The sequence below is a fragment of the Gilliamella sp. B14384G12 genome, from assembly GCF_016101825.1.
Lineage (GTDB): Bacteria > Pseudomonadota > Gammaproteobacteria > Enterobacterales > Orbaceae > Gilliamella > Gilliamella apicola_N.
Window position 1 is genome coordinate 298,240 of record NZ_JACFPU010000001.1, and the last position, 25,294, is coordinate 323,533.

The 25,294-nt window shown below is 34.0% G+C and carries 25 protein-coding genes; 14 read left to right on the top strand and 11 right to left on the bottom strand.

What is annotated here, in order from left to right:
• Nucleotides 1-19: 19 nt before the first annotated feature.
• The 5 genes from cls to fldA all read right to left on the bottom strand — a co-directional run bounded on the left by cls (nt 20) and on the right by fldA (nt 3,636).
• Complete coding sequence (gene cls / locus H3S73_RS01335) at nt 20-1,483, bottom strand: cardiolipin synthase (RefSeq protein ID WP_198235712.1); 1,464 nt, start codon at nt 1,481-1,483, stop codon at nt 20-22.
• Between the two features lie 5 nt (nt 1,484-1,488).
• Nucleotides 1,489-1,947 (bottom strand): acyl-CoA thioester hydrolase YciA, encoded by a 459-nt coding sequence (gene yciA, locus H3S73_RS01340; protein ID WP_086327217.1) that lies wholly within the window; start codon nt 1,945-1,947, stop codon nt 1,489-1,491.
• Between the two features lie 20 nt (nt 1,948-1,967).
• Entirely contained in the window at nt 1,968-2,510 is a 543-nt protein-coding gene (locus H3S73_RS01345; protein WP_144091522.1) for an inner membrane-spanning protein YciB, read from the bottom strand.
• A gap of 75 nt (nt 2,511-2,585) precedes the next feature.
• Nucleotides 2,586-3,044, bottom strand: coding sequence for a ferric iron uptake transcriptional regulator (fur, locus tag H3S73_RS01350; RefSeq protein WP_025316178.1), 459 nt, complete (start codon nt 3,042-3,044; stop codon nt 2,586-2,588).
• A gap of 79 nt (nt 3,045-3,123) precedes the next feature.
• A complete protein-coding gene (gene fldA, locus H3S73_RS01355) occupies nt 3,124-3,636 on the bottom strand; it encodes a flavodoxin FldA (RefSeq protein ID WP_198226979.1) in 513 nt (170 codons plus the stop codon).
• Nucleotides 3,637-3,816: 180 nt separating this feature from the next.
• Here fldA and sucC point away from each other — a divergent pair, with 180 nt between their 5' ends.
• The 11 genes from sucC to hslU all read left to right on the top strand — a co-directional run bounded on the left by sucC (nt 3,817) and on the right by hslU (nt 13,619).
• Entirely contained in the window at nt 3,817-4,989 is a 1,173-nt protein-coding gene (gene sucC / locus H3S73_RS01360) for an ADP-forming succinate--CoA ligase subunit beta (protein ID WP_198235713.1), read from the top strand.
• Nucleotides 4,990-5,010: 21 nt separating this feature from the next.
• Nucleotides 5,011-5,883, top strand: a complete 873-nt coding sequence (gene sucD / locus H3S73_RS01365) for a succinate--CoA ligase subunit alpha (protein ID WP_198226983.1) — start codon at nt 5,011-5,013, stop codon at nt 5,881-5,883.
• A 107-nt stretch (nt 5,884-5,990) separates the two neighbouring features.
• Entirely contained in the window at nt 5,991-7,562 is a 1,572-nt protein-coding gene (locus tag H3S73_RS01370; RefSeq protein ID WP_198235714.1) for a cytochrome ubiquinol oxidase subunit I, read from the top strand.
• Between the two features lie 18 nt (nt 7,563-7,580).
• A complete protein-coding gene (gene cydB / locus H3S73_RS01375) occupies nt 7,581-8,717 on the top strand; it encodes a cytochrome d ubiquinol oxidase subunit II (protein ID WP_065738665.1) in 1,137 nt (378 codons plus the stop codon).
• A 9-nt stretch (nt 8,718-8,726) separates the two neighbouring features.
• Nucleotides 8,727-8,834: a cytochrome bd oxidase small subunit, CydX/CbdX family gene (locus H3S73_RS01380; RefSeq protein WP_198226987.1), complete on the top strand. Its 108-nt coding sequence runs from the start codon at nt 8,727-8,729 to the stop codon at nt 8,832-8,834.
• A gap of 186 nt (nt 8,835-9,020) precedes the next feature.
• Nucleotides 9,021-9,416: a tol-pal system-associated acyl-CoA thioesterase gene (ybgC, locus tag H3S73_RS01385; RefSeq protein WP_198226989.1), complete on the top strand. Its 396-nt coding sequence runs from the start codon at nt 9,021-9,023 to the stop codon at nt 9,414-9,416.
• Nucleotides 9,417-10,097: a protein TolQ gene (gene tolQ / locus H3S73_RS01390; protein WP_198226991.1), complete on the top strand. Its 681-nt coding sequence runs from the start codon at nt 9,417-9,419 to the stop codon at nt 10,095-10,097. It abuts the gene before it with no gap.
• Nucleotides 10,098-10,099: 2 nt separating this feature from the next.
• Nucleotides 10,100-10,519, top strand: a complete 420-nt coding sequence (tolR, locus tag H3S73_RS01395; protein WP_065738668.1) for a colicin uptake protein TolR — start codon at nt 10,100-10,102, stop codon at nt 10,517-10,519.
• Nucleotides 10,520-10,560: 41 nt separating this feature from the next.
• Nucleotides 10,561-11,574: a cell envelope integrity protein TolA gene (gene tolA, locus H3S73_RS01400; protein WP_232352900.1), complete on the top strand. Its 1,014-nt coding sequence runs from the start codon at nt 10,561-10,563 to the stop codon at nt 11,572-11,574.
• 161 nt (nt 11,575-11,735) lie between these two features.
• The gene (hslV, locus tag H3S73_RS01405; protein WP_198226995.1) at nt 11,736-12,263 is read left to right on the top strand and encodes an ATP-dependent protease subunit HslV; all 528 of its coding nucleotides are present in this window, start codon (nt 11,736-11,738) and stop codon (nt 12,261-12,263) included.
• Between the two features lie 27 nt (nt 12,264-12,290).
• Nucleotides 12,291-13,619: an HslU--HslV peptidase ATPase subunit gene (gene hslU, locus H3S73_RS01410; protein ID WP_198226997.1), complete on the top strand. Its 1,329-nt coding sequence runs from the start codon at nt 12,291-12,293 to the stop codon at nt 13,617-13,619.
• A gap of 86 nt (nt 13,620-13,705) precedes the next feature.
• On the opposite strand, the gene asmA is transcribed toward hslU, so the two are convergent.
• The 3 genes from asmA to mltA all read right to left on the bottom strand — a co-directional run bounded on the left by asmA (nt 13,706) and on the right by mltA (nt 17,372).
• A complete protein-coding gene (gene asmA / locus H3S73_RS01415) occupies nt 13,706-15,595 on the bottom strand; it encodes an outer membrane assembly protein AsmA (protein ID WP_198235716.1) in 1,890 nt (629 codons plus the stop codon).
• Nucleotides 15,596-15,631: 36 nt separating this feature from the next.
• Nucleotides 15,632-16,213: a dCTP deaminase gene (dcd, locus tag H3S73_RS01420; RefSeq protein ID WP_198227001.1), complete on the bottom strand. Its 582-nt coding sequence runs from the start codon at nt 16,211-16,213 to the stop codon at nt 15,632-15,634.
• 70 nt (nt 16,214-16,283) lie between these two features.
• Complete coding sequence (mltA, locus tag H3S73_RS01425; protein WP_198227003.1) at nt 16,284-17,372, bottom strand: murein transglycosylase A; 1,089 nt, start codon at nt 17,370-17,372, stop codon at nt 16,284-16,286.
• Between the two features lie 196 nt (nt 17,373-17,568).
• On the opposite strand from mltA, the gene cycA reads away from it, so the two are divergent.
• Nucleotides 17,569-18,939 (top strand): D-serine/D-alanine/glycine transporter, encoded by a 1,371-nt coding sequence (gene cycA, locus H3S73_RS01430; RefSeq protein WP_198227005.1) that lies wholly within the window; start codon nt 17,569-17,571, stop codon nt 18,937-18,939.
• 47 nt (nt 18,940-18,986) lie between these two features.
• Here cycA and H3S73_RS01435 read toward each other — a convergent pair whose 3' ends face one another.
• Nucleotides 18,987-20,009, bottom strand: coding sequence for a TerC/Alx family metal homeostasis membrane protein (locus tag H3S73_RS01435; protein WP_198227007.1), 1,023 nt, complete (start codon nt 20,007-20,009; stop codon nt 18,987-18,989).
• A 183-nt stretch (nt 20,010-20,192) separates the two neighbouring features.
• Between H3S73_RS01435 and dacB the strand changes: the two genes are divergently transcribed.
• On the top strand, nt 20,193-21,629 hold the full coding sequence (dacB, locus tag H3S73_RS01440; RefSeq protein WP_198227009.1) for a serine-type D-Ala-D-Ala carboxypeptidase: 1,437 nt from the start codon (nt 20,193-20,195) through the stop codon (nt 21,627-21,629).
• Nucleotides 21,630-21,703: 74 nt separating this feature from the next.
• Here dacB and H3S73_RS01445 read toward each other — a convergent pair whose 3' ends face one another.
• Both H3S73_RS01445 and H3S73_RS01450 read right to left on the bottom strand, forming a co-directional pair.
• A complete protein-coding gene (locus H3S73_RS01445; protein ID WP_198227011.1) occupies nt 21,704-23,539 on the bottom strand; it encodes an ABC transporter ATP-binding protein in 1,836 nt (611 codons plus the stop codon).
• A gap of 253 nt (nt 23,540-23,792) precedes the next feature.
• Complete coding sequence (locus tag H3S73_RS01450) at nt 23,793-24,485, bottom strand: LexA family transcriptional regulator (RefSeq protein WP_039127328.1); 693 nt, start codon at nt 24,483-24,485, stop codon at nt 23,793-23,795.
• A 644-nt stretch (nt 24,486-25,129) separates the two neighbouring features.
• Between H3S73_RS01450 and tatA the strand changes: the two genes are divergently transcribed.
• Nucleotides 25,130-25,294 carry a twin-arginine translocase TatA/TatE family subunit gene (gene tatA / locus H3S73_RS01455; protein WP_051516275.1) on the top strand — a complete coding sequence of 55 codons (165 nt, stop codon included), beginning with the start codon at nt 25,130-25,132 and terminating at the stop codon, nt 25,292-25,294.

Here is a 25,294-nt window from a genome sequence, read left to right on the forward strand (position 1 = left end):
TAATAATTTTATCTAATTATTACAGTAATGGGGCAAAAAAGTAAAATAATCGTTCAACAATACGTTGCCAAATAGGTCGCTGTTTCCATATTTCAATATTAACTTTTTCAGACTGTGCTAAATACCCTTGTAGAAGAGAAAAAAGTGATTGGGCAAATTCAGCATCATCAATGACAGTTGTAATTTCAAAATTTAACCATAAGCTTCTCATATCTAAATTGACTGTACCGACTAAACTAAGCTGATTATCAATTAAAACACTTTTAGTATGTAATAAATTATCATTGTATTGATAAAGTTTGACCCCTCCCTCAAGCAATTCTGAAAAAAATGCTCGACTAGCCCATTTAACCATTAAGGAATCGTTCTTTTTGGGAACGATAATAATAACTTCTACTCCACGCTGAGCTGCAGTACATACCGCATGTAAGATGTCGTCACTTGGAACTAAATAGGGGGTAGTAAAAATAATTTGTTTTTGAGCTGCATAAATTGCTGTCAATAATACCTGATGGATCATGTTTTCTGTATAACCAGGACCTGAAGCAATAAGTTGCATAATATGTTTTTTTTCTTCTGGGGGTTCGGCAAAGTCAGTAATTTGGGGTAAAGCAAGATCGGTACCTGTTTCTAATTCCCAATCACTAGCATAAATTGCACCCATTAACGTGGTAACAGGACCACGCATCCTGACCATAATATCGACCCATTCACCCACATGCTTATTCTGTTTAAAAAAGCGAGGATCGACAATATTCATGCTACCCGTATATGAGATATAGTTATCTATGATTGCAACTTTACGATGTTGTCTTAAATCTAATCGCCTAAACATAAATCGAAGTAAATTAACTTTTAGGGCTTCAATAATAATGATTCCCGCTTCGCGCATTCTTTTACTTGCATCTGTTCTAAGAAAACGGCGACTACCAGCAGAATCTACCATTAAATGACAAGTCACACCACGCTTAGTTGCTTCAATCAATGCTTTTTCAACATCATCGGCTCGTCCACCTTTATTCCAAATATAAAATACCATCTCGATGTTAGAAGTTGCTTGATTGATATCTTCAATTAGGTGATCAAAAATTGCGTCAGTATCACTCAGCAGTTCAATATGGTTACCGTTTATACCATCAAGCCCTGTTTGGTGTTTGCAAAGTTGAAAAATAGGTTTACTAACTTGACTGACTTGGGTTGTGAAAATATCTGGAAAAATGCTAATTCTATTTATAAAGTTAGCAATGATTGGACGCATTTTCTGTGCGCGTTTAACACGCTGTTGTCCTAGATGAGCCTCTCCTAACGAGAAATAAAGAATGATTCCAACTATTGGTAAAATATAAATCACTAGCATCCATGCAATTACATAGGTAGTTGGTCTTCGTTTAAACACAATTCGTAACGTCGTAGCAACGATCATCAACCAATAAACCAAAAAGATCAATGAACTGACTAAGGCGTGGAATGAAGTATATTGCATATAAGTTAGCTATTACTTAAGTTGAGTTTACTAATCCCATCTTTAGTACAATCATAATCCTGAAATACTTCAGGTAATGGTTTGGGATTATTGTGTTTATCCACTGAAACATAAGTAAATACTGCATCAGTGATACAAAAACGTTTTAGTGAATCTGTTGTATCAATTACTTTTTTAACCCAAACTTCAATACCAATAGTAATAGATGTTTTCCCTGTTTTGATACAATGAGCATAACAACAAACTACATCTCCCACCATTGCAGGCTTATGAAAAGTAATGCTACTCGCGTTTACTGTTACAACTCGATTTCTAGCGATCTCTTTTGATAAAATACCGCCAGCGAGATCCATTTGCGACATTATCCAACCGCCAAAAATATGACCATGAGGATTTGTATCAGCAGGCATTGCCAGTGTTCTTAGTACTAGTTGGCCTTTAGGGGATGTATCGGATTGTTTCATATTAAAATACTCCATCTATGCTATTTACTGTCTATATCTTTATCCATATTTTTATATATATAGATTCCTGATATTAAGGATAATAATAACGATGCACCAGGTAAAATAAATACTTTAAAAATCCAGAAAAAGTCATCTGTTGTATAATAGGTCGCACCTAAACTAATCACGCCACATGTCATGAAGAAAGCTATCCATAATATATTTAATCTATTCCAAATGACTGAATCTAGCTGAATTTCTTTGCCTAGAAGCTTTTGAAGCATATTTTTTTTGAAACCATACTGACTAATGAGTAAACCTGAGGCAAACAAAAAGTTAATAATTGTCACTTTCCATTTTATAACATTAGGTTCTCGGGTATAAAGAGTAAACCCACCAAAAACCATCACCATTAAATAAGATATCAATTCTACTTTGTCTATTTTTCGGTAAATGATAAGCACAATTAGAAAACAGACCGTTGCTGCTATCATCAAGGCTTGTACACCAACAAAGACATCATACATTGTCAAAAATATAAAAAAGATTACAAGGGGTATAAAATTCAAAAGCTGTTTCATGTAAATATTAACCTGATAGAAAAGATAACTTGTCTTAGTGATAATTGTAAGTGAAAAAGCCTATCAGAAATAGGCTTATTTTTTTGTATGAAGTTCAGGATGGGCTTTACAATTACCTGATTGGCAATGTCCATAAAGATATAAGCTATGAAAAGTTAATTTAACTCCATATTGCTCAGCAATTTCTTTTTGTCTTGCATTGATAATTTCATCTCGAAATTCAAATACTTCACCACAATCTAAACAAATTAAATGATCATGGTGCTTTTGCGTTGCAAGCTCAAATACTGCTCTGCCACCTTCAAAATTATGACGTGTTACGATTCCAGCATCATCAAATTGGTTTAAAACACGGTAGACGGTGGCGAGACCGATTTCTTCGCCCATATCAAGCAATTTTTTATAAAGATCCTCGACGGTGATATGTTGACATGAAGGATCTCTCAATAATTCTAAAATCTTTAATCGTGGTAACGTAACCTTTAAACCAGCACTTTTAAGCGCTGCATTATTATCATTATCATGATTTTTCATATTACATCCCAATTAAGTTATTAATAATTACATATTATAGAAACTATGTACGATAAATAAAATAAATCATTTCAATTGATTAAATGTTCATTTCGGTTTTGACTTGATTGACCCAATTACTGATTCGTTCTTCTGATAATTCTGGTTGGCGATCTTCATCAATGGCTAATCCTACAAAGTGAGTATCGTCAACTAAACTTTTTGATGCTTCAAAGCTGTATCCTTCAGTTGACCAATGTCCAACTATTTTTGCGCCCTTAGGCTCGATAACATCGCGTAATGTACCCATGGCATCACAAAAATATTCTGCATAATCTTCTTGATCTCCACAACCAAAAATAGCAACCGTTTTACCATTGAAATCAATTTGCTCTAAGTTAGGAAAAAAATCATCCCAATCAGCTTGTGATTCACCATAGTACCAAGTTGGAATACCTAAAAAAAGGTAATTATATTGTTCTAGTGTTTCTTTAGTTGTTTTTGCAATATCAAAAATATCTGCTTTGTCACTACCTAAAATTTGTTGGATTTGCTTTGCTACATTTTCTGTATTACCTGTATCACTACCAAAAAAAATACCAACGTTCGCCATATTTATACCTTTACTGTTATTACTTCATCAAAAATATGTTTTGAGTATATCATTGTCAATTAATATCAGCAATCATTCTCAATTACTATCAACATAAGATATTATTTACTACACAATTTATTCATCTTGGATTAGAATTATTATCAGTGTTTATATTAATTTAAATCATGGAATTTAGTTATGAACCTGCACGAGTATCAATCAAAATATATTTTTAAAGAATACAATTTACCCGTACCTGAAGGCTATGTTTGTAATTCAGTTGATGAGGTAAAAGATATTTTATCAAAATTACAATCCCAATCGGATATTAGTTCTTGGGTTGCTAAATGCCAGGTTCATGCCGGAGGAAGAGGTAAAGCTGGGGGCGTAATTTGTACTAAAAACTTTAACGAGATAAAAGGTTTTGCTGAAAAGTGGTTAGGTAAATATTTAGTCACTTATCAAACAACAGCCAAAGGCCAACCAGTAAATCAGATTTTAATCGAAAAAGCTTCAAATATTTTTAAAGAACTTTATTTAGGTGCAGTTATTGATCGAAGCTCTAAACGTGTTGTTATTATGGCATCGACTGAGGGAGGCGTTGATATTGAAAGTGTTGCTGAAAAATCTCCACACTTAATTCACAAAATGCCGCTCGATCCGTTAACTGGACCATCTGCTTTCCAAGGTCGTGAACTTGCTTTTAAATTGGGATTAACAGGTAAGCTTGTTAACCAATTTTCTAAATTATTTGTTAATTTTGCTAATCTATTTTTAGATAACGATGTTGCATTAGCTGAAGTTAACCCTTTAGTTATTACTAATGAACAAGAACTTGTTTGTTTAGATGCTAAAATCGTTCTTGATGATAATGCTCTTTTTCGTCATCCAAAATTAAATTATTTAAAAGATACAACGCAAGAAGATGAACTTGAATCCATTGCTGCCAAACAAGGTATTAGTTATGTTTCTTTAGATGGAAATATTGGATGCATGGTTAACGGTGCTGGATTAGCAATGGCTACAATGGATATCATCAAATTATATGGCGGTGAACCTGCTAACTTTTTAGATGTTGGCGGTAGTACAACTCAAGAACGTGTAGCAGAAGCATTTAAATTGATTTTATCAGAAAAAAACGTCAAAGCGATTTTAGTCAATATTTTTGGTGGTATTGTTCGTTGTGATTTAATTGCTGAAGGTATTATTAGTGCAATTCAAGAAATAGGTCTTAAGGTTCCGGTTGTTGTACGACTTCAAGGTAATAATGCCGAAATTGCCCGAGGTATTTTAGCTGATAGTAATCTAAATATTATTACTGCCAAAAGTTTAACAGATGCTGCACAGAAAATCGTTGGCGTTGCAAAATAGTGAGAGTGGAGAATATTTATTATGTCAATTTTAGTCAATAAAGAAACCAAAGTCATCTGTCAAGGATTTACTGGTAGTCAAGGTACATTCCATTCTCAACAAGCGATAGCATATGGTACTAAAATGGTTGGAGGCGTCACACCGGGTAAAGGTGGAACAACACATTTAGGTTTGCCAGTCTTTAATACCGTTAAAGAGGCTGTTGCGGCAACGGGTGCTACAGCCACCGTCATTTATGTGCCAGCTGCATTTGGAAAAGATTCCATCTTAGAAGCAATTGATGCTGGAATAAAATTAATTGTTTGTATAACTGAAGGCATCCCAACTTTAGATATGTTAATCGTCAAAGAAAAATTGAAACAAAACGACGTAGTAATGATTGGACCAAATTGCCCTGGAATTATTGTACCGAATGAATGTAAAATTGGTATTATGCCAGGGCATATTCATTTAGCGGGTAAAGTTGGGATTGTTTCTCGCTCTGGAACGTTAACTTATGAAGCAGTTAAACAGACAACGGATATCGGTATTGGTCAATCTGTTTGTGTCGGTATTGGCGGTGACCCAATTCCTGGAAGTGATTTTGTTTCAATTTTGAAATTACTTGAACAAGATCCAAAGACTGAGGCTATTGTTATGATAGGTGAAATTGGAGGAAGTGCAGAAGAAGAAGCCGCAGAATATATTAAAAAACATGTAACTAAACCTGTTATAGCCTATATTGCAGGAACATCTGCTCCAGCAGGTAAACGCATGGGACATGCTGGTGCGATTATTTCTGGTAACAAAGGTACAGCGAAAGAAAAAACCAAAGCACTATTAGCAGCAGGTATAACTATTGTTACTAACCTTGCTGATATCGGAAGTGCTGTTAAAAAACAGTTTGAAATATAATTTTTGATCCCTGTCAATTTTTATTCTTTAAATAATGTTGTACAATAGCTAAAGTAACTTTACAAATTTTGTGGGCATTTAAGCATTTAAGGATAAGGGAGCGCTTTATGTTAGATATAGTAGAACTGTCACGCCTTCAATTTGCACTCACAGCAATGTATCATTTCATTTTTGTACCATTAACACTGGGCTTGGCATTTATGCTTGCAATTATGGAAACAGTATATGTTGTGAGTGGCAAGCAAGTCTGGAAGGATATGACCAAATTCTGGGGTAAACTATTCGGTATTAATTTTGCTGTTGGTGTTGCTACAGGTTTAACCATGGAATTTCAATTCGGTACCAACTGGTCTTATTACTCACACTATGTGGGTGATATTTTTGGTGCACCGCTTGCAATTGAAGGATTAATGGCATTTTTCTTGGAATCAACGATGGTTGGTTTATTCTTTTTTGGATGGGATAGACTAAGTCGTGGTAAACATTTAATGGTCACTTGGTGTGTGGCGTTTGGTTCAAACTTTTCAGCACTTTGGATTTTAGTTGCAAATGGATGGATGCAATTCCCTATAGGATCTGACTTTAATCCGATAAACTCACGTATGGAAATGGCCAGCTTTTTCGAACTAATTACCAATTCTGTTGCTCAATACAAATTCGTACATACTGTTGCTGCAGGATACTTAACCGGTGCGATGTTTGTTTTAAGTATTAGCTCATATTATCTTTTAAAGAAACGAGATTTACCTTTCGCAAATCGTTCTTTTGCCGTAGCGGCCATGTTTGGTTTTATCATGTCAATTGTTGTCGCCGTCATGGGGGATGAAGCAGGTCACGAATTGTCGACCGTACAACCTACTAAACTGGCAGCAATTGAAGGCGAATGGGAAACTCAACCTGCACCAGCGTCATTTAATGTGATTGCATTCCCATCGCAAAAAAATAAGGAAAATTTATTTGCAATTGAGATTCCGTATGTAATGGGAATAATGACGACCCGTTCACTTGATAAGCAAGTAATTGGTTTGAAAGATATTATTACTGATAATGAAACCAGAATCCGTAATGGTATCTTAGCCTATGCTAATTTAGAAAAAATTCAAAAAGGCGATCAAGATCCATCTGTTCTTAAAGCCTTTGAGGATAATAAAGCCGATTTAGGATATGGTTATTTGGTTAAACGTTTTACTGATCGTGATAATTTAACGATTCCTGAGGCTACTGAAGAACATATTAAAGCGGCGACAGATGATTCAATTCCAACTGTATGGCCTTTGTTCTGGGCATTTAGAGGAATGGTTGGTTTTGGATTGCTGATGATTTTAGGTGCCGGACTCGCGTTATGGGCAACTTACAAAAATAAAATTGGTCAAAAACGTTGGTTACATCGTTTACTTCTTCTATTATTGCCTGCGCCATGGCTTGCTTGTGAATGTGGCTGGTTTGTTGCGGAATATGGTCGTCAACCTTGGGCAATTCAAGATATTTTACCGACTGGAGTCGCCAATTCCTCGTTAACGCCAGGGGAAGTATTATTTACTATGACCTTAGTTTGTGGTCTATATACACTATTTTTAGTTGCTGAATTGTTCTTGATGTTCAAGTTTGCACGATTAGGACCGAGTTCATTAGGTACTGGCAACTATTATTATGAAAAAACACAAGCGATATCAGAATAGGCATAGGGAGTATATACAATGATTGATTACGAAATTGTACGCGTCATCTGGTGGGTGTTGATTAGTGTTGTTTTAATCGCTTTTGTTATCACTGATGGCTTTGATATGGGCGTTGGTATTTTATTACCTTTTATCGGTAAAACTGATTCTGAACGTCGTATAATGATAAATGCAATTGCTCCACACTGGGATGGTAACCAAGTTTGGTTAATTACTGGTGGTGCAGGTATATTTGCTGCTTGGCCTATGGCTTATGCTGTATCCTTTTCTGGTTTTTATATTGCGATGATTTTAGTGTTATGTGCATTATTCTTTAGACCAATTGGTTTTGATTATCGTAGTAAATTAGAGAACACTAAATGGCGTAATATGTGGGATATCGCTATCTTTTTAGGAAGCTTTGTTCCTGCACTTGTGTTAGGGGTAGCTTTTGGAAACTTATTAGAAGGTGTACCATTTAGATTCGATAATTCTTATCGTGCTTTTTATGATGGTTCTTTTTTTGGTCTACTTAATCCATTTGCATTATTAGCAGGTATTGTCAGCTTAATGTTAATGGTTGCTCATGGTGGGGCTTGGTTGCAATTAAAGACTTCTGGTGAACTTTATCTAAGAGCTAGAAAAGCAACCCAAATTGCTAGTTTAATTATGTTAATTGCATTCGTATTGGCTGGTGTGTGGGTTACTTTTGGTATTCATGGTTATGAAATTACTAGTGCAATAGATTACAATGGTGTTTCTCATCCGTTAAATAAGACTGTATCAACAGATGTTTCATGGTTAAAAAATTACATGAATTACCCTATTTTATGGCTTGTTCCTGCATTAGGTGTATTATTACCATTATTAACTATTTTCTTTTCTGGTTTGAATAAAAATGGATTAGTGTTTTTATCATCTTCTTTAACCATTGCTTGTGTATTATTTACATATGGTATTGCAACATTCCCATTTGTTATTCCATCAAGCATTATGCCAAATGCTAGTTTAACAATATGGGATGCAAGTTCTAGTCAATTAACACTGAATATAATGTTTGGTGTGGTGGTAATATTCTTACCAATCATACTTTTCTATACTATTTGGAGTTATATAAAAATGTTTGGGCGATTAGACAAAAATCATATTGAAAATAATAAACATTCACTTTATTAAGGAATAATTATGTATTACGTATTATGGTTCATTGGAGTTATTGCAACTTGTATGCTTGCTGTTGTTACTGGACTTTGGGTTGAAAACTCTAGTAACGAAAAAGAAATGAACAAATAGTGAAATCTACAAAAAATAAATATAAAGGTGACAAATTGTCACCTTTTTGATTATTAGTCTGCCAATGTGATAAATAATTGACAAATGATAATTGTTTTCATTTAACTATTTTTATATCATAGTGCAGCGAATTTTATATTCAGATATAATGTCGCTAATTTTTTAGTTTAAATTAGATCATAGAATATGAAACAATTCAATTGGAATGCAAGAGTCTATTATGAAGACACGGATGCTGGCGGAGTTGTTTACCACGCTCGGTATCTTGCTTTTTATGAACGTGCTAGAACAGAAATGCTAAGACAGCTTGATATTAGTCAACAAACATTACTACAAGAAGGTATTGCTTTTGTTGTTAAAAAGATGGATATTAGCTACGACTTTCCAGCACGTTTAGATGACATGCTAACTATCAGCACTCAGGTTGAGCAAATTCGTAAGGCGTCTATTATTTTTAAACAGACTATATTAAATCAGAATAAGCAAATTATCAGCAATGCTGATATAGTTATTGCTTGTGTCAATATGACTAAAATGAAGCCATGTGCGCTTCCAAAGTTATTAGTTTTGGAGTTTATTTAAGTGGAAAATTTGAATATTATTGATCTTTTTTTACAGGCAGGCCTTTTGGTACAAGGCGTTATGTTATTGTTACTAGCATTTTCTGTGATGTCTTGGGCTATTATATTCCAACGTACTAAAATTTTAGGGAAGGCTAAAAAACAAATTGATCAATTCGAAAATAGTTTCTGGGCATCGGAAGAACTAAATATGTTGTTTGATAAAGCAAAATATCATAAAGAAGACATTAGCGGTACAGAACATATTTTCTATTCAGGTTTTAAGGAATTTTCACGTCTTTACCAAATCAACCCAAATATGCCAGAAGCTGCATTAGATGGAGCTTCTCGCTCTATGCGGTTAGCAATGAACCGTGAACTCGATAATTTAGAATTACATATTCCTTTTTTAGGTACTGTAGGTTCAATTAGCCCTTATATCGGCTTATTTGGTACTGTTTGGGGGATTATGCATGCGTTTATTTCTTTAGGTGCGGTAAAACAAGCAACATTACAAATGGTTGCTCCGGGGATAGCTGAAGCTTTAATTGCAACGGCGATTGGTTTATTCGCTGCTATACCTGCTGTTCTTGCTTATAATCGCTTATCACTACGTGTAAGTCGACTTGAACAGAGTTACCTTAATTTTATTGACGAATTTTCAGCTATTTTACAACGTCAAGCTGTGGCTGTTAGGAAATAATTATGAGTAGACGTTCACGATATTCAACTAAATCTGAAATCAATATAGTTCCGTTGCTTGATGTATTATTAGTGTTGGTGCTTATTTTTATGGCAACAGCACCAATTATAAGCCAAAGTGTAGAGGTAGACTTACCTGAAGCATCAGAATCAAAAACAGTTTCTCCTGCTGACAATAAACCGATAATCATTGAAGTATCTGGTATTGGTGTATATGCTCTCATTATTGATCAAGATCGTCAATCCGACTTACCGCAAGAGCAAATTGTTGCTGAGGTAAAACATCAAATTTCAATAAATGAAAAAGCTGTTTTTTTAGTTGGTGGTGCTAAGAATGTTCCTTATGAAGAAATTATAAAAGCATTAAATTTATTGCAATCTGCAGGCGTTAAATCTGTTGGACTGATGACTCAACCAATTTAACTAACCATAATAATACATTAAAAATATCAGCAATGTCTTATATGCGAAATTCTAAATTAAGTATACCAATCATAATATCGATTATATTACATTTAATCTTAATTATTATTCTTGGTTATCAAGCTATAAAAAATATAGATGGTGTCAATTATGGTAAAGAGACTGGAAACAGTATTGATGCTATTATGATCGATCCTTCTGTTATGACTGATCAATATCAACGTCAATTAAAAACGAAAGAGAGCCAACAGCAAGCTGATAGAAAAAGAGAACAGCAGTTAGCCGATCAAGCTAAAGAATTGCAAGAAAAACAACTAGCTGAACAACAATATCTAAAGGATTTAACAAAAGAACGTATAAAACTTGCTGAGCAATTGAAAAAGCAAGAAGAAGAAAGGATTGCAGCAGAGAAAGCAGCAGCGGAAAAGGCAGCGGCAGAGAAAGCAGCAGCGGAAAAGGCAGCGGCAGAGAAAGCAGCAGCGGAAAAGGCAGCGGCAGAGAAAGCAGCCGCGGAAAAGGCGGCAGCAGAAAAAGCAGCGGCAGAGAAAGCAGCCGCGGAAAAGGCGGCGGCAGAAAAAGCAGCAGCGGAAAAGGCGGCGGCAGAGAAAGCAGCGGCGGAAAAGGCGGCAGCAGAAAAGAGAGCAGCGGAGATTAAAGCTAAACAAAAGGCAGAACAGGCTAAAAAAGATAAAGCTATTAATGATCTATTAGGTGGTCTGACTTCTGGCGCTCCAAATTCTCCAAGTGATCAAAGTGGAGCTTCTGCAAGTCGTAAAGGTTCATCCGAAGATGAACTAGCTAAATACAAAGCGTTAGTGACAAATGCTATAAGCAATAAATTTATAAATCCAGCTAATGTTTATAGTGGCAAAAGTTGTGTTTTACAAATTCAAATAGCACCGGATGGGTTATTACTTAATGTAACTTCTAGTGGAGGTGATGAAGCTTTATGTCGTGAAGCGGTTGCTGCCACTAAACTTGCAACTATTCCAAAACCAGCGAGTGGTTTATATGATGAAGTAAAAAATATGACAGTTGAATTCCAACCCAAATAGTATTGAAATTATTTTATTAAAAATGATTTGATCTAAAAGCTTCTTTATAGAAATAAATTTTCAACATCTTTTAATGGAGATGTTGAAAATCAATTATTCGTCCTCATATATCTTCTATTCATTCCAAATTTAGTTATTTTAAGTAAGAGAAGGAGCAGAATATGACAACAATAGTCAGCGTTCGCCGTGAAGGGCAAGTGGTTATTGGTGGTGATGGTCAAGTTACACTTGGTGAACGTATTATTATGAAAGGTAATGCACGTAAAGTTCGTCGTTTATATAATAATAAAGTAATTGCGGGTTTTGCCGGTGGTACTGCCGATGCTTTTACACTTTTTGAGTTATTTGAACGTAAACTAGAAATGCACCAAGGTCATTTAACTAAGGCTGCTGTTGAACTAGCTAAAGATTGGCGTACAGATAGAATGCTACGTAAATTAGAAGCATTACTTGCTGTTGCCGATGAAAGTGCCTCACTGATTATTACAGGTACTGGTGATGTTATACAGCCAGAAGATGATCTTATTGCCATTGGTTCGGGTGGACCTTATGCTCAAGCAGCAGCTAGAGCTTTGTTAGATAATACAGCATTATCTGCACATGATATCGTACAAAAATCTCTATCAATAGCGGGTGACATTTGTGTTTACACCAACAACTTCCAAACTATTGAAGAACTCAATTACTAATTAAACTGATTTAAGAGAACTACTATTATGTCTGAAATGACTCCTCGCGAAATTGTAAGCGAATTAAACCAACATATTATTGGACAAGATAAAGCAAAACGTTCAGTTGCTATTGCTTTGCGTAATCGTTGGCGTCGAATGCAACTTGATGAAGCATTACGTCATGAAGTTACGCCAAAAAATATTCTCATGATAGGTCCAACGGGTGTTGGTAAAACAGAAATTGCAAGAAGATTAGCTAAACTTGCTAGAGCTCCATTTATTAAAGTCGAAGCAACAAAATTTACCGAAGTTGGCTATGTAGGTAAAGAAGTTGACTCAATCATTCGAGATCTAACTGACTCTGCTGTTAAGATGATTCGGCAAGAAGCAATTGAAAGAAACCGAAATAGAGCTCAAGAACTAGCTGAAGAACGTATTTTAGATGTGCTTGTACCGCCTGCTAAAGATGGTTGGGGGCAAGTTGAAAATAATAATGATTCGACTGCTCGACAAGCATTTAGAAAAAAATTACGAGAAGGTTCACTTGACGATAAAGAAATAGAAATCGAAGTTGCTGGTGTTAATATTGGCGTTGAAATTATGGCGCCACCAGGAATGGAAGAAATGACTAATCAATTGCAGTCAATGTTCCAAAATTTAGGTGGGCAAAAAACTAAAGCTCGCAAAATGAAGATTAAAGATGCCTTCAAGCAGCTTACTGAAGAAGAAGCAGCAAAATTGGTTAACCCTGATGAGCTTAAACATGAAGCAATTGAAGCAGTTGAACAAAATGGTATTGTGTTTATTGATGAGATTGATAAAGTGTGTAAAAGAGGTAATTCCTCTGGACCAGATGTTTCGCGTGAAGGTGTTCAGCGTGATTTATTACCACTTGTTGAAGGTTGTACTGTTTCAACTAAACATGGCTCGGTAAAAACCGATCATATTTTATTTATCGCTTCTGGTGCATTCCAAACTGCAAATCCATCAGATTTAATTCCTGAACTTCAAGGGCGTTTACCAATTCGAGTTGAATTACAAGCGTTAACTAGCGAAGATTTCGAAAGAATTTTAACTGAACCGAATGCATCATTAACTGTGCAATATAAAGCATTAATGGCAACTGAAGGGGTGAATATCGACTTTACACCTGACGGTATTCGTAAAATTGCCGAATCAGCTTGGCAAGTAAATGAGCAAAATGAAAATATCGGTGCTCGTAGGTTACACACTGTGCTTGAACGTCTAATGGAAGAAGTATCATTTGATGCAAGTGAACTTAATGGCAAAACAGTGACTATTGATGCTAAATATGTAAGTGACCATTTAGATAAACTTGTAGCAGATGAGGATCTAAGTAAGTTTATTCTATAATAAATAGAGTAGGATTTTACTAACAATAAAAAAGGTGAGTTTTTAACTCACCTTTTTTTATTATGCTTGTTAGTTAATTTAGCTTGTTATTTGCTCAATAAATTTTCTAACATATCAACGGCTTTTTGTTTGGAATTTGATTTTGAGCCATCTTTTGAGCTGCGATTTTCTAATTTGTTGCGAAATTTATCTAAACTTTCTTGTAACTTATCATTAAAGAGATCTTTAATCACTTGACCTATATCAAGTTGATAATGAAGTTTAGAAAATTGCCCGTAAATACGCAGTGGAATTACTAGTTTTTGTAGTTTGGCAATAGTTTCGCTTTTTCCGTTCCAACCACCAAGAATTTTAATGTTCATGTTAATATCGAGATCTTTTTGAATCATCCCAACTTTGCCCGAACCATCAACTATTTCAAGGGTTGGTGAAAGGGCATTTAATGTTGTTAATTCCAGATCTCCTCTATTTAAATAGGCATCAGTACTAATTTTAGAAAATTCTGTATAATTTTTCATATTTTCAGTTGCTGAAACATCTTTAGTATATTTAGTTGCAGCATTCTGAATGATACTATTTATATTGATTTTATTTAATTTCGCATTAGTTACATTAATTGATAAATTACCTTTTAAATTTTCTAATAACTTATTTCCAGATAATGTATTTACTTCTATATCTCCGCTTGCATTAAATAATCCTTCCAAATCATTAGGTGTTTCCATCTGGTTGAAAAATGTATTTAAATCAATATTAGTAACTTTTGGAATTAGTTTTATTTGAGTATATTTTTGTTTACCATTTGCCATACCCGTAGCTGCTATGTGACCTTTAGCGAAGTCAAAATTAATATTTTGGAATGTTGCAACTCCATCATTATTGGCTAAAGCTACATTGATATTATTTAATATCATCTTATTAACATTTAATTTTTTAATGTCTAGTTTTGCTTTAGCGTTAAAACTATTAAGAAAGTTTAGTTCGTTATCTACATTTGTAACATTAGATACAACAGGCGGAGATTGTTGTATTGTAATGTTTTCATTTGTTTTTTTGTCTTTCTCTAAAAAAGGCGTAAGATTTAGCTCATTACTTGTTACCGTTAAATCGATATAAGGCTTTTTATCAAAATTAGCATTAACGGCACCAGAAAAATAATTTTCATTAACTGAAAAAGATAAATCCTTGCTTGTTAATTGTTTTGAATTGTGTAGATAATTAATAACACCTTTCAAATTGCCTTTTAGTTCTTTGGTAGGAATAGCTACGCCCTTATAGGTGTAATCAAATTTCTTCAGATCAATTATGGCTTTTTCTGGGAATAGTGCTAAATCAACATCTGCATCAGCCACATAAGAAAAATTTTGTTGATTACGATCGATATTGCCTTTAACATCAATAGCAATCTTTTTATCAGCCTTTTGGATGATAGCAAGGTTAATATTTCTAAAGTTGATAAAATCATCTTTATTTTGTAAAACAACAGTGCTATCAGAAACTTCAAGTTTATTTAAGGTAAATGCCCATTTTGTTGATGAGTCTTTCTGCTGCTTAGTTTGTGTAGTCTGACTTTCATCTGCAGAGGGTAGCTGTTCAGCTTTATGTTTATAAACTTGTCCTTTACTGTCATCGGTAATATTGATGATAGCCGATTTTATAAATACATTTTTAACCTCTAATTTTTTTGAAAATAAAGGAAATAGCTCTACATCAAGGCGCATATTATCCGCTGTTAAAATTGGCTTTTTGGCATCAATGTCAGACAGTTTAACTGAATCAGTTAATATACTTACTTGTGGCCAGATGTGCCATCGTAAATTACCGTCAATAGTTAATTCATAACCTGTTTTATCTTTAACTGTATCAGAAATAAAACCTCTATAATTGTTAGGATCAACAAAAATAATAAGAGATACGATACCAATGGCAGTAAGAAGAATTAAAACTAAAAGAGTAATCAATATTTTTTTGATCATGTTAATATTCCTTCAGAATAAAAACTACTGAGTGATTTAGTCTTTATCAATACGGCTAGCGACTGCGCCATGTTGATCTTTATATTTTGCATCTTGTCTACTATTATACGGCCTAGCTGCTGGACCGGTTAGTGTTTCAAAGCTAAGTGCTCCTATAGTCATTCCTGGTCTAAGTGCTAACGGAATTTTTCCAGAATTAAAAAACTCTAGTACAATTTGTCCTTGCCAGCCAGGATCGATCCTATGAGCTGTTACGTGTACCATAAGCCCAAGTCTAGCAAGAGATGATCGTCCATCTAACCAGCCAACCAAATCATTAGGAATTGTGACAGATTCTAAAGTGACGGCTAATGCTAATTCACCTGGATGAAGATAAAACGCATCACCTTCAGGTAATACTATTTCATCACTCATCACTTTTTCCAATACCGCAGATACTTCTTCTTTAGGACCGCTCAAATCAATATAAGGTGTAGTATGCTCCCTAAACGTACGAAATTTATTGCCTAATCTAACATCAATAGTTGCACCATTGATGCAGCTTGGCGCTGGTTGAGGGGTTATTTTTAATTTACCATTTTGTAAATACGTTTCGATATCTCGATCGCATAATCTCATGAGTTATCCTTAATGCAACTTATATTAGTTTATTCTAGCAGGTTCTTTTAATGTCGTCGATGTTCGCAAATTAAGGTTTTAGCACCCATACTCGTCCATAGTGATTATAAAAACCAGCCAGTTCTCCAGGCTTTTCACCAATGCCTAGATAAAGATCAAAGTGTTGACCTTTAATGGCCCCCCCTACATCTAGTGCGACCATTAATCGAGTCTCTCTTCTACCTCGATGTTGACCATCTTCATCAAGAAGTGGCACATCGGCTAAGATTACTGTACCAATGGGAATTAAAGACTTGTCAGAAGCAACTGATGCATTAGCGATTAAGGGAACCGAAGCCGCACCTTTTACTTCTGCATTATATTTTGGTTCAAAAAAGACAAAAGAACGATTCTGTATGAGCAATTGTTTAAGTTTTTCTTCACTTTTATTTTTAGACCAATCTTTTATTGCTTGCATTGATAATTCTTCTTTTTTAATTTCACCTTGTTTTACTAACAATTGCCCGATACTTGAGTAACTATAACCATTTTTTCCAGCATAACTGAAAAATACTAAGGGCTCACCATCTTCAAAATCAATATAAGCACTTCCTTGAACTTCCATAATAAAGTTATCCATTAGAGAGTTACTGTAAGCTATTTCCAGTCCTTTGCCAGCTAATGCACCATTATAAATTTGTTCACGGCTTGGAAATTGTCCTTCAGTTAGGGTTGGCATCTTATAAATAGGGTATTTGAATTCTGATGTTGGAGTATGTCTTGCTTTAATGACTGGTGTATAATAACCCGTAAAATGTACATTACCATAGCCATCTTGCCCAATCATTCTATAACTATTTAATCCAACTTTATAAAATTCATCAAAATCTAATAAGTTGTTAATCCAATTATTAACAGCGGTATAAATATGTTCATTTTCACGATACAACTCAGGGCATGAAGATTCAATCATTGCAACTTGAAGAACATAATCGGAAATATTAACAGGTGCGCTTAAATGGGGATATGATACATTAGAAGTTAATAGCAACTTACCATCCATGTATTGTTCATCCTGTTTAGGATTTTTATTTAAATGACTTTGGCAACCAGTTGATACTGATAGAATAACCAAAATGTATAAGACAGATAAGTAAAAGCAGCGTTTCTTTTGTTTCATGTTAATTATTTATTGTAATAAGTTATAAAGTATAGTGGATTATGCTACACAATTCTATTATAAGAAACTATAGATAATTATTATGTACCCATAAAAAGTTTTCATAACAATTCAGCTTGCGCTTTGATTCTATAGACTTTATAGTCCTATATTCTAGTGAATCGGAAAATTGTGAAAATAAAAGGTAATAATAGCAATGAGCATTAAATCCTCTAACCATGATCTAAAGCGAAACCTTTCTAACCGACATATTCAGTTAATTGCCATTAGTGGTGCAATCGGTACTGGCTTATTTATGGGGTCAGGTAAAACGATAAGTCTGGCTGGACCTTCAATCGTTTTTGTCTATATGGTAATTGGTTTTATCCTGTTTTTTGTTATGCGTGCAATGGGTGAAATTCTACTTTCAAACTTAAAGTATAAATCATTTAGTGATTTTGCGAATGACCTTTTAGGGCCTTGGGCTGGTTTTTTTACAGGATGGACTTATTGGTTTTGTTGGGTAATTACCGGAATTGCAGACGTTGTTGCCATTGCGGGATATGCACAACATTGGTTTCCTGACTTACAGGCATGGATACCAATGTTTTTGACGGTTATTTTATTAGCAACTCTAAATTTATTAACCGTAAAAATGTTTGGTGAGACGGAATTTTGGTTTTCAATGATTAAAATCGTTGCGATTCTTGGATTAATTGTTATTGGGAGTATATTAATTTTAATCTCATATCATTCTACCCAAACTGATACAACAGCAGCGTTTTCAAATTTATGGCAATATGGGGGGCTCTTCCCTAATGGTAGTATGGGCTTTTTTGCTGGCTTTCAAATTGCAATTTTTGCTTTTGTGGGAATTGAGCTAGTTGGTACTACCGCAGCAGAAACTGTCGACCCAAATAAAAATTTACCACGAGCAATTAATTCTGTACCTGCTCGGATTATCTTTTTTTATGTGTTTGCTTTAATCATAATTATGAGTGTTACACCTTGGACATTAATTTCACCAAATAAAAGTCCGTTTGTGGAATTATTTACCTTAATAGGTTTACCTGCTGCGGCAAGCATTATTAATTTTGTAGTGCTGACATCAGCTGCCTCTTCTGCTAATAGCGGTATTTACTCAACGAGTCGTATGTTATTTGGACTTGCAAAAAAGCAAGATGCACCAGAGCCTTTCGGAAAACTATCAAGTCGCTCTGTTCCAGCTAATGGTTTGTTATTTTCTTGTCTCTGCTTATTTGGTGGTGTGGTATTGATTTACCTTGTGCCTAATGTTATGGAGGCCTTTACCATAGTTACGACGATTTCGGCTATTTTATTTATGTTTATTTGGTCGATGATTTTAATTTCTTATATTGCTTATCGTCGTAAGAAAGCTGATTTACATGAGCAATCTGACTTTAAAATGCCTGGTGGTATTTTGATGTGTTTTGTCTGTTTGGCCTTTTTTGCATTTGTAATTGTGTTGCTTACTTTCGAAGCTGATACTTGCCAAGCTTTAATCGCAACACCTATTTGGTTTGTAATATTAGGAGTAAGTTATTATTTCCGTTCATTGAAAAGATAATATGTAAATTAAATATTGGCAGGCATATCCTGCCAATTCTCTTTTAATTATTCATCATTTTTTGCTGGCCAGATAAAGCTTGCAATAATACCTAAAACTAAAATTCCTAACACGATGTAAAGACTCATGCTTGGGCTAATATCGAGTCCATAACCAAACAGATGATGACTGGCATTTAAAGCTAATTTACCAGCAATGAAAAATAGTAAACAGATAACAGCTTTACCTAGATGCAGCAAATATTGTCGCATAGCCTCTAAAACAAAATACATCGTTCTAAGTCCTAAAATAGCAAAAATCATGGCACTATAAACAATTAATGGTTCTTGGCTAACCGCAATTACCGCAGGGACTGAGTCAAAAGCGAACATAACATCACTAAGTTCAATAACAACAATACATAAAAATAACGGTGTTGCATAAAGTACACTTTTAGAAATTTTGCCAATTAAATCGCTGTTTTCTGGTTTTTCAAGTTCGCTGTCTACTTGTTTTTGAGTCAATAAAAAAGAGTGTCCTACAATTTTAGGGTATGAGGGAAAAATATGTTTCGCTATGCGAAAGGCAATATGATTGGAATAATCTTTAATTTCATCATCACTGTTTTGATTTTTTAACATCATTATTCCCGTAAAAGCAACCATAACGGAGAAAACTAACTCCATCCACGGTCCTAAGGATAATAAACTTGTACCAATTATTACAAAAACTCCTCGGAATATAATGGCACCAATAACTCCCCAGTAAAGTAAGCGGTGACGGTAATTATTGGGTACGGTAAACCATGAAAAAATTGCCATAATAACAAACAAATTATCGACAGATAACGCTTTTTCAAGAACATAACCCGTTATAAATAAACTTGCAGCTGTACTACCATGATGAATGTATAAAAATAGTGCAAATCCTAAGGCGACTGCGATCCAAAAAATTGACCATCCAATTGCATTTTTTAAACTAATCGGTTTATCATTGTGGTGAGCATATAAGTCGATAATAATTGCAGCTAGGGATAACCCAACAAATACTAATACTGTTTCTATTGGAAATCCTAATGAATGTTGAATCATATTTATGTGACCTAGTTATAATTTTGATATACAGATAATTTGAATGGGAAATACTGTTTAATATAAACGGTATCATGTAATTATAAAAGTGGTACAGTATATATTGCTAGCTAAATCAAAAAAAGTTATATTTGAATCCCCCCATTAACAATTATAATTAATTAACATTTTGAGCCAATTTTCATGACAAATATCAGGATAATTATTTTATGTATTCTTCCTTTTTTATCAGGATTTTTACATGCGCAATCGGTAGAACCTTATTTATCAACGTTACCTAAAGGAAGCGATTTATCCATTCTGGTTCAATCTGTTGGTAGTAATCCGAAAACATTAGCAAAATATAAGAGCGATCAATTTAAACAACCGGCTAGTACTCAAAAAGTTATTACGGCTTTAGCTGCACAGCTTGAATTAGGTAGTGATTTTCGCTTTAAAACGCTTATGAAAACGAATGGTTCAATAAGTAATAAACAGTTGAATGGTGACCTTATCATTCAATTAAGTGGCGATCCCACCTTTTCAAGTGATAGATTAAAAATAATGCTTACTGAACTGCGGCAAAAAGGTATTGAAAAAATTGCAGGAAATATCATTTTAGATACTTCAGTTTTTGCCAGTCATGATAAAGCCGCTGGTTGGTCATGGAATAACTTAACTGCTTGTTATAATGCACCTCCATTCGCAGCAATCATAAACGATAACTGTTTTTATGCAACAATCACACCAGGAAAGGTAGGCTCTAAAGCATCTGTTTCAGTCGCATCTTATATTCCGGTAGTGGTATCTGCTGATATCAAAACAATTGCCGCCAATAGTAAAGATTTAAATGATAAATATTGTGAGTTAGATGTAAGCTATTTTGATAAAAATCGTTATCATCTATCTGGATGTGTTGCTTCTGGAAATAATAAAATACCATTAAAATTTGCGGTACTTGATGGAACAGCTTATTTTTCTGCAATATTAAAAAAAGAACTCAAATCACAAAAAATAGTTTATACAGGTAAAATTTTAGAGAAAAACCAAAAAAACAGCTCACAACTGACTTTATTAAGTTCCAGTGAGTCAGCCCCACTTTCTGAATTACTGACTGTTATGTTAAAAAAATCAAATAATTTATATGCTGATGCTATTTTTAGAACACTCGGAGCACATCATTACAACATTGCTGGAACTTGGCGTAATAGTAGCGATGCAGTTAAACGAATTTTACTTAAAAAAGCGGGTATTAATCTTGAAAATTTAGTCATTGTGGATGGTTCAGGATTATCCCGATTAAACTTAGTTAGTGCAGACAAATTAATGGAAATATTACAATATATTTCGGCGAATAATGCGCAATTAGGGATTATTGACATGTTGCCAATTGCTGGCGTTGATGGAACCTTGCAAAATCGTAAAAGCTTTAATCAATTACCCTTTAAGGAAACCATTCGAGCCAAAACCGGTTATATTCAAGGTAGTTATAATTTAGCTGGATTTATTCAAAAATCCGATGGTCAATATTTGGCGTTTGTGCAGTTATTATCAGGATATCACGCTGATACACAAGGTGAACCGAAAAATGGTGCAATAATGCGGTTTGAATCAGAATTTTATAAGAATTTTATTGATTAATAAATGAATTAAGGACACATATATGTACTAGCCTTATATGTGTCCTACTACTCTTTGTTCTGATAAATCAATAATTAAATGTTTTCACCTAAGAATCCACCACTCTGATGTTTCCAAAGTTGAGCATACAGTCCATTTTTATCAAGCAATTCTTGATGAGTTCCTTGTTCAATAATTCTTCCTTGATCAAGAACAACTAATCTATCCATTGCCGCGATGGTTGATAATCGGTGAGCAATGGCAATAACGGTTTTACCTTCCATTAAAGTATATAAACTTTCTTGAATAGCTTGCTCAATTTCAGAATCCAACGCACTGGTCGCCTCATCTAATAATAGAATTGGGGCATTTTTTAATATAACTCTAGCAATTGCAATGCGCTGTCGTTGTCCACCTGATAATTTTATGCCTCGCTCTCCTACAAATGCGTCATAGCCTGTTCTACCGTTTGCATCAACAAGTGTATGAATAAAGCTATCAGCATGAGCTTTTTTTGCTGCTATAATCATTTCTTCTTCAGTGGCTTGATTGTTACCATAGAGTAGGTTTTCTCGTACTGAGCGGTGTAATAGGGACGTATCTTGAGTTACCATACCAATTTGGGCGCGTAAGCTTTCTTGGGTAACGGTTGTAATTTCTTGTCCATCAATAATAATTTTACCACTTTGTAAATCATAAAAGCGTAATAATAAATTAATAAGCGTGGATTTACCTGCTCCAGAGCGACCTACTAACCCTATTTTCTCACCTGGATTAATTGTTAAATCCAAATCTTGAATGATAGAGTTTTGTCTTTTGGCATCATAATTGAAGTTAATGTGTTGAAAGTCAATTTTACCTTGTTTTACAACAAGTTCAGTTGCATTAGGTTGATCATTGACTGTTTTAGTTGAAGAAAATGTATTGATACCATCTTTCACTACACCAATATTTTCAAATAGAGCAGCCATTTCCCACATGATCCAATGAGAGAAACCGTTTAATCGTAATGCGACTGCGGTAGTTGTTGCGATTGCTCCAACACCAACTAACTGATCTGTCCATAACCATAAAGCAACACCAGTCGTGCAGAGTATTAATGTAATGGATAAAAGATGGTTAACAATTTCAAAACTGCTGACTAAACGCATTTGTCGATTAACAGTAACTAAAAACTCATCCATTGATTCTTGAGCGTATTTAGCTTCATTACCTGCATGTGAGAACAGTTTAACTGTCATGATATTGGTATAGGCATCGGTGACTCGTCCTGTCATGGTAGAACGTGCATCGGCTTGCATACTGGCAACTTTACCTAGGCGTGGAATAAAATAGTACATTGCAATCCCATAAAGCACAGTCCAACCAAGAAAAGGCATTAATAACCAAAGATCTAATTGTCCAATGATAGCCGCCATGGTAATAAAGGAAATAAGTACATAGATAAAAATATCTGCGACTAAAAAACAAGTATCTCTAACCGCAAGCGCTGTTTGCATAACTTTTGCTGATATTCTTCCTGCAAATTCATCTTGGAAAAAGCGCATACTTTGATTAAGAACTAATCTGTGCAAATTCCAACGCATTCTCATTGGGAAATTGCCAGCAAGACATTGATGTTTAATAATCGTTTGTAAACTGATGATTAGCGTACTGGCTAAAATTATTAAAGCTAATAAAATTAATGTGGTTTTTTCTTGCTGCCAAAATTTAGATGGTTCAACTTCTGCAAGCCAGTCAACCACTTTACCTAATGCAGCAAATAAAAAGGCTTCAAAAGCACCACTTAATCCACTTAGTATGATTAATAACAGCATAAACACGCGAGTGCCTTTGGTTGATTGCCATATAAAACTAAAAAAGTTTTTAGCCGCTGGTTGAGGATCATCTTTAGGATAAGGTGACACCAATTTTTCAAAAAATCGATACATAATAGACCTAATTAGTAAAATGATATTTTATTGGTAAATATATCAATGATATATGGAATATGAGATTAAGGCTAATGGATATAATTCATCCTGATACCCAAATTTAAGTGAAATTTTAAATAAACATTGCTTAGCTATCTACCTGTCATTAAAGGATTTATGAACATAAAAAAATAGTGAGGAAAATGTCTGGTTAATATTTCCTCACTTTAGCAATTATATATTGAAAAACAGTAGATTTCTATTTATTGGTTTAAAAAACGTCTTTAATGATTTGTACAACACGACCAACTATATTGTACTTATCAAAATGAGCTTTAGGTACTTCTATTGTTGGATATTGTTCATTGTTACATATTAAAATCCAACTACTCAAAGTTAGGCGTATTTTTCTTAACAAGGTAAAATTTTCATATTCGATTAAATATATTGCTCCATCAACCATCTCCGTTATATCCGTGTTTATAATAAGTCCGTTATTATTTTCAATTTCAGGCGACATTAAATCACCTTTTGCCCAATAGATAATTAATTTTTTTATATCTAAGCCACGATGAGATGCCCAACCTTCCACAACTGGATAATTCATTACAGGTGGTGTTTCTCTAATATAGCGTTGATACTGTGCTTCTTCTTTGGTTGGTAATTGTTTTTTATAAACAGGAATACGATAAATATTTTCATTATATACATCATCGTCATCGTCTTTTGGGTCAAATACTTCAAGTCTGTAACCCGTGGCAAGCCAGTTAAATGAAACATTACATTTCTCAGCAATTACCTCTAGACGAGTAAGTGAGGGATAGGTTTTTCCTGACAAATAATCCCTGATAACAGTTTCTGACATATCACATTTTTTCGCAAAAGCAGAAACAGATAAACCTTGCATTGAATTATATAGTCTGTCTTTGAAGGTTTTGACATTTTTATTTTTGATCATATTCATTTCTGTCTCGTTTTTCTTTTTTTCATCCGTATGGTAATTATAGTGCATATTTTTTAACTTTTATATACACGGTATTGGGAATAATATGTGTTTTAATGTGTTTTTCTTCGATTTAATGTTTTTAATTCGTGTTATATCGCGATTAATCCTTTTTTTTACGGTTTTAGGTTTTTGAACCAATATTTAGAAAAAAACCTTTGAATAGTTTTTTTCCGCTTTAAATCTGTAGTTTTGCACGATATTTATATTATTTTTATGAGTAATAACGTTTTTTTACCTTTTTTTTGATATTTATCTAATTAATGAAAGAGCTGAATTTCATTGGTAATCCATTTTAGTGACATGATTTTTAATATTTTGTTCGTTTTTTTAGCGATTCGTTTTTATAAAACAAAAAAACAAATAAAAACGTTGACTAAAGCGAAAAAAAATGGATAATAAGCAGGGTAAGGATTTTTCATTGTTTTCTTTCCTTATATTCCTTATATTTCATGTTGGCCTGTATAGTTTTATACAGGTCTTTTTTTATCCATAATCTAGTTATGAAATCCTTTCACAAAAAGAGTATAATGAAATCCCATTAAAACTTACGTCTAAGAATAAAGTTTAAATAGATAAGAGTAGTTAATTAAGAGGATTTTATTATGTCATTTAGTATCCCACACCTTTTAGTGTTTCTTGCTGTGGTTGTTCTATTATTTGGTACTAAAAAATTGCGTAATTTAGGTTCAGATCTTGGTTTCGCATTAAAAAGCTTCAAAAAAGCGATGAATGACGATGAAATTGAATTAAAGAAAGATAATAAGTAA

Coding starts and splice junctions, on each gene's coding strand:
- cls (WP_198235712.1), bottom strand. CDS start 1,483: ATGCAATATACTTCATTCCACGCCTTAGTCAGTTCATTGATCTTTTTG.
- yciA (WP_086327217.1), bottom strand. CDS start 1,947: ATGAAACAATCCGATACATCCCCTAAAGGCCAACTAGTACTAAGAACA.
- H3S73_RS01345 (WP_144091522.1), bottom strand. CDS start 2,510: ATGAAACAGCTTTTGAATTTTATACCCCTTGTAATCTTTTTTATATTT.
- fur (WP_025316178.1), bottom strand. CDS start 3,044: ATGAAAAATCATGATAATGATAATAATGCAGCGCTTAAAAGTGCTGGT.
- fldA (WP_198226979.1), bottom strand. CDS start 3,636: ATGGCGAACGTTGGTATTTTTTTTGGTAGTGATACAGGTAATACAGAA.
- sucC (WP_198235713.1), top strand. CDS start 3,817: ATGAACCTGCACGAGTATCAATCAAAATATATTTTTAAAGAATACAAT.
- sucD (WP_198226983.1), top strand. CDS start 5,011: ATGTCAATTTTAGTCAATAAAGAAACCAAAGTCATCTGTCAAGGATTT.
- H3S73_RS01370 (WP_198235714.1), top strand. CDS start 5,991: ATGTTAGATATAGTAGAACTGTCACGCCTTCAATTTGCACTCACAGCA.
- cydB (WP_065738665.1), top strand. CDS start 7,581: ATGATTGATTACGAAATTGTACGCGTCATCTGGTGGGTGTTGATTAGT.
- H3S73_RS01380 (WP_198226987.1), top strand. CDS start 8,727: ATGTATTACGTATTATGGTTCATTGGAGTTATTGCAACTTGTATGCTT.
- ybgC (WP_198226989.1), top strand. CDS start 9,021: ATGAAACAATTCAATTGGAATGCAAGAGTCTATTATGAAGACACGGAT.
- tolR (WP_065738668.1), top strand. CDS start 10,100: ATGAGTAGACGTTCACGATATTCAACTAAATCTGAAATCAATATAGTT.
- tolA (WP_232352900.1), top strand. CDS start 10,561: ATGCGAAATTCTAAATTAAGTATACCAATCATAATATCGATTATATTA.
- hslV (WP_198226995.1), top strand. CDS start 11,736: ATGACAACAATAGTCAGCGTTCGCCGTGAAGGGCAAGTGGTTATTGGT.
- hslU (WP_198226997.1), top strand. CDS start 12,291: ATGTCTGAAATGACTCCTCGCGAAATTGTAAGCGAATTAAACCAACAT.
- asmA (WP_198235716.1), bottom strand. CDS start 15,595: ATGATCAAAAAAATATTGATTACTCTTTTAGTTTTAATTCTTCTTACT.
- dcd (WP_198227001.1), bottom strand. CDS start 16,213: ATGAGATTATGCGATCGAGATATCGAAACGTATTTACAAAATGGTAAA.
- mltA (WP_198227003.1), bottom strand. CDS start 17,372: ATGAAACAAAAGAAACGCTGCTTTTACTTATCTGTCTTATACATTTTG.
- cycA (WP_198227005.1), top strand. CDS start 17,569: ATGAGCATTAAATCCTCTAACCATGATCTAAAGCGAAACCTTTCTAAC.
- H3S73_RS01435 (WP_198227007.1), bottom strand. CDS start 20,009: ATGATTCAACATTCATTAGGATTTCCAATAGAAACAGTATTAGTATTT.
- dacB (WP_198227009.1), top strand. CDS start 20,193: ATGACAAATATCAGGATAATTATTTTATGTATTCTTCCTTTTTTATCA.
- H3S73_RS01445 (WP_198227011.1), bottom strand. CDS start 23,539: ATGTATCGATTTTTTGAAAAATTGGTGTCACCTTATCCTAAAGATGAT.
- H3S73_RS01450 (WP_039127328.1), bottom strand. CDS start 24,485: ATGAATATGATCAAAAATAAAAATGTCAAAACCTTCAAAGACAGACTA.
- tatA (WP_051516275.1), top strand. CDS start 25,130: ATGTCATTTAGTATCCCACACCTTTTAGTGTTTCTTGCTGTGGTTGTT.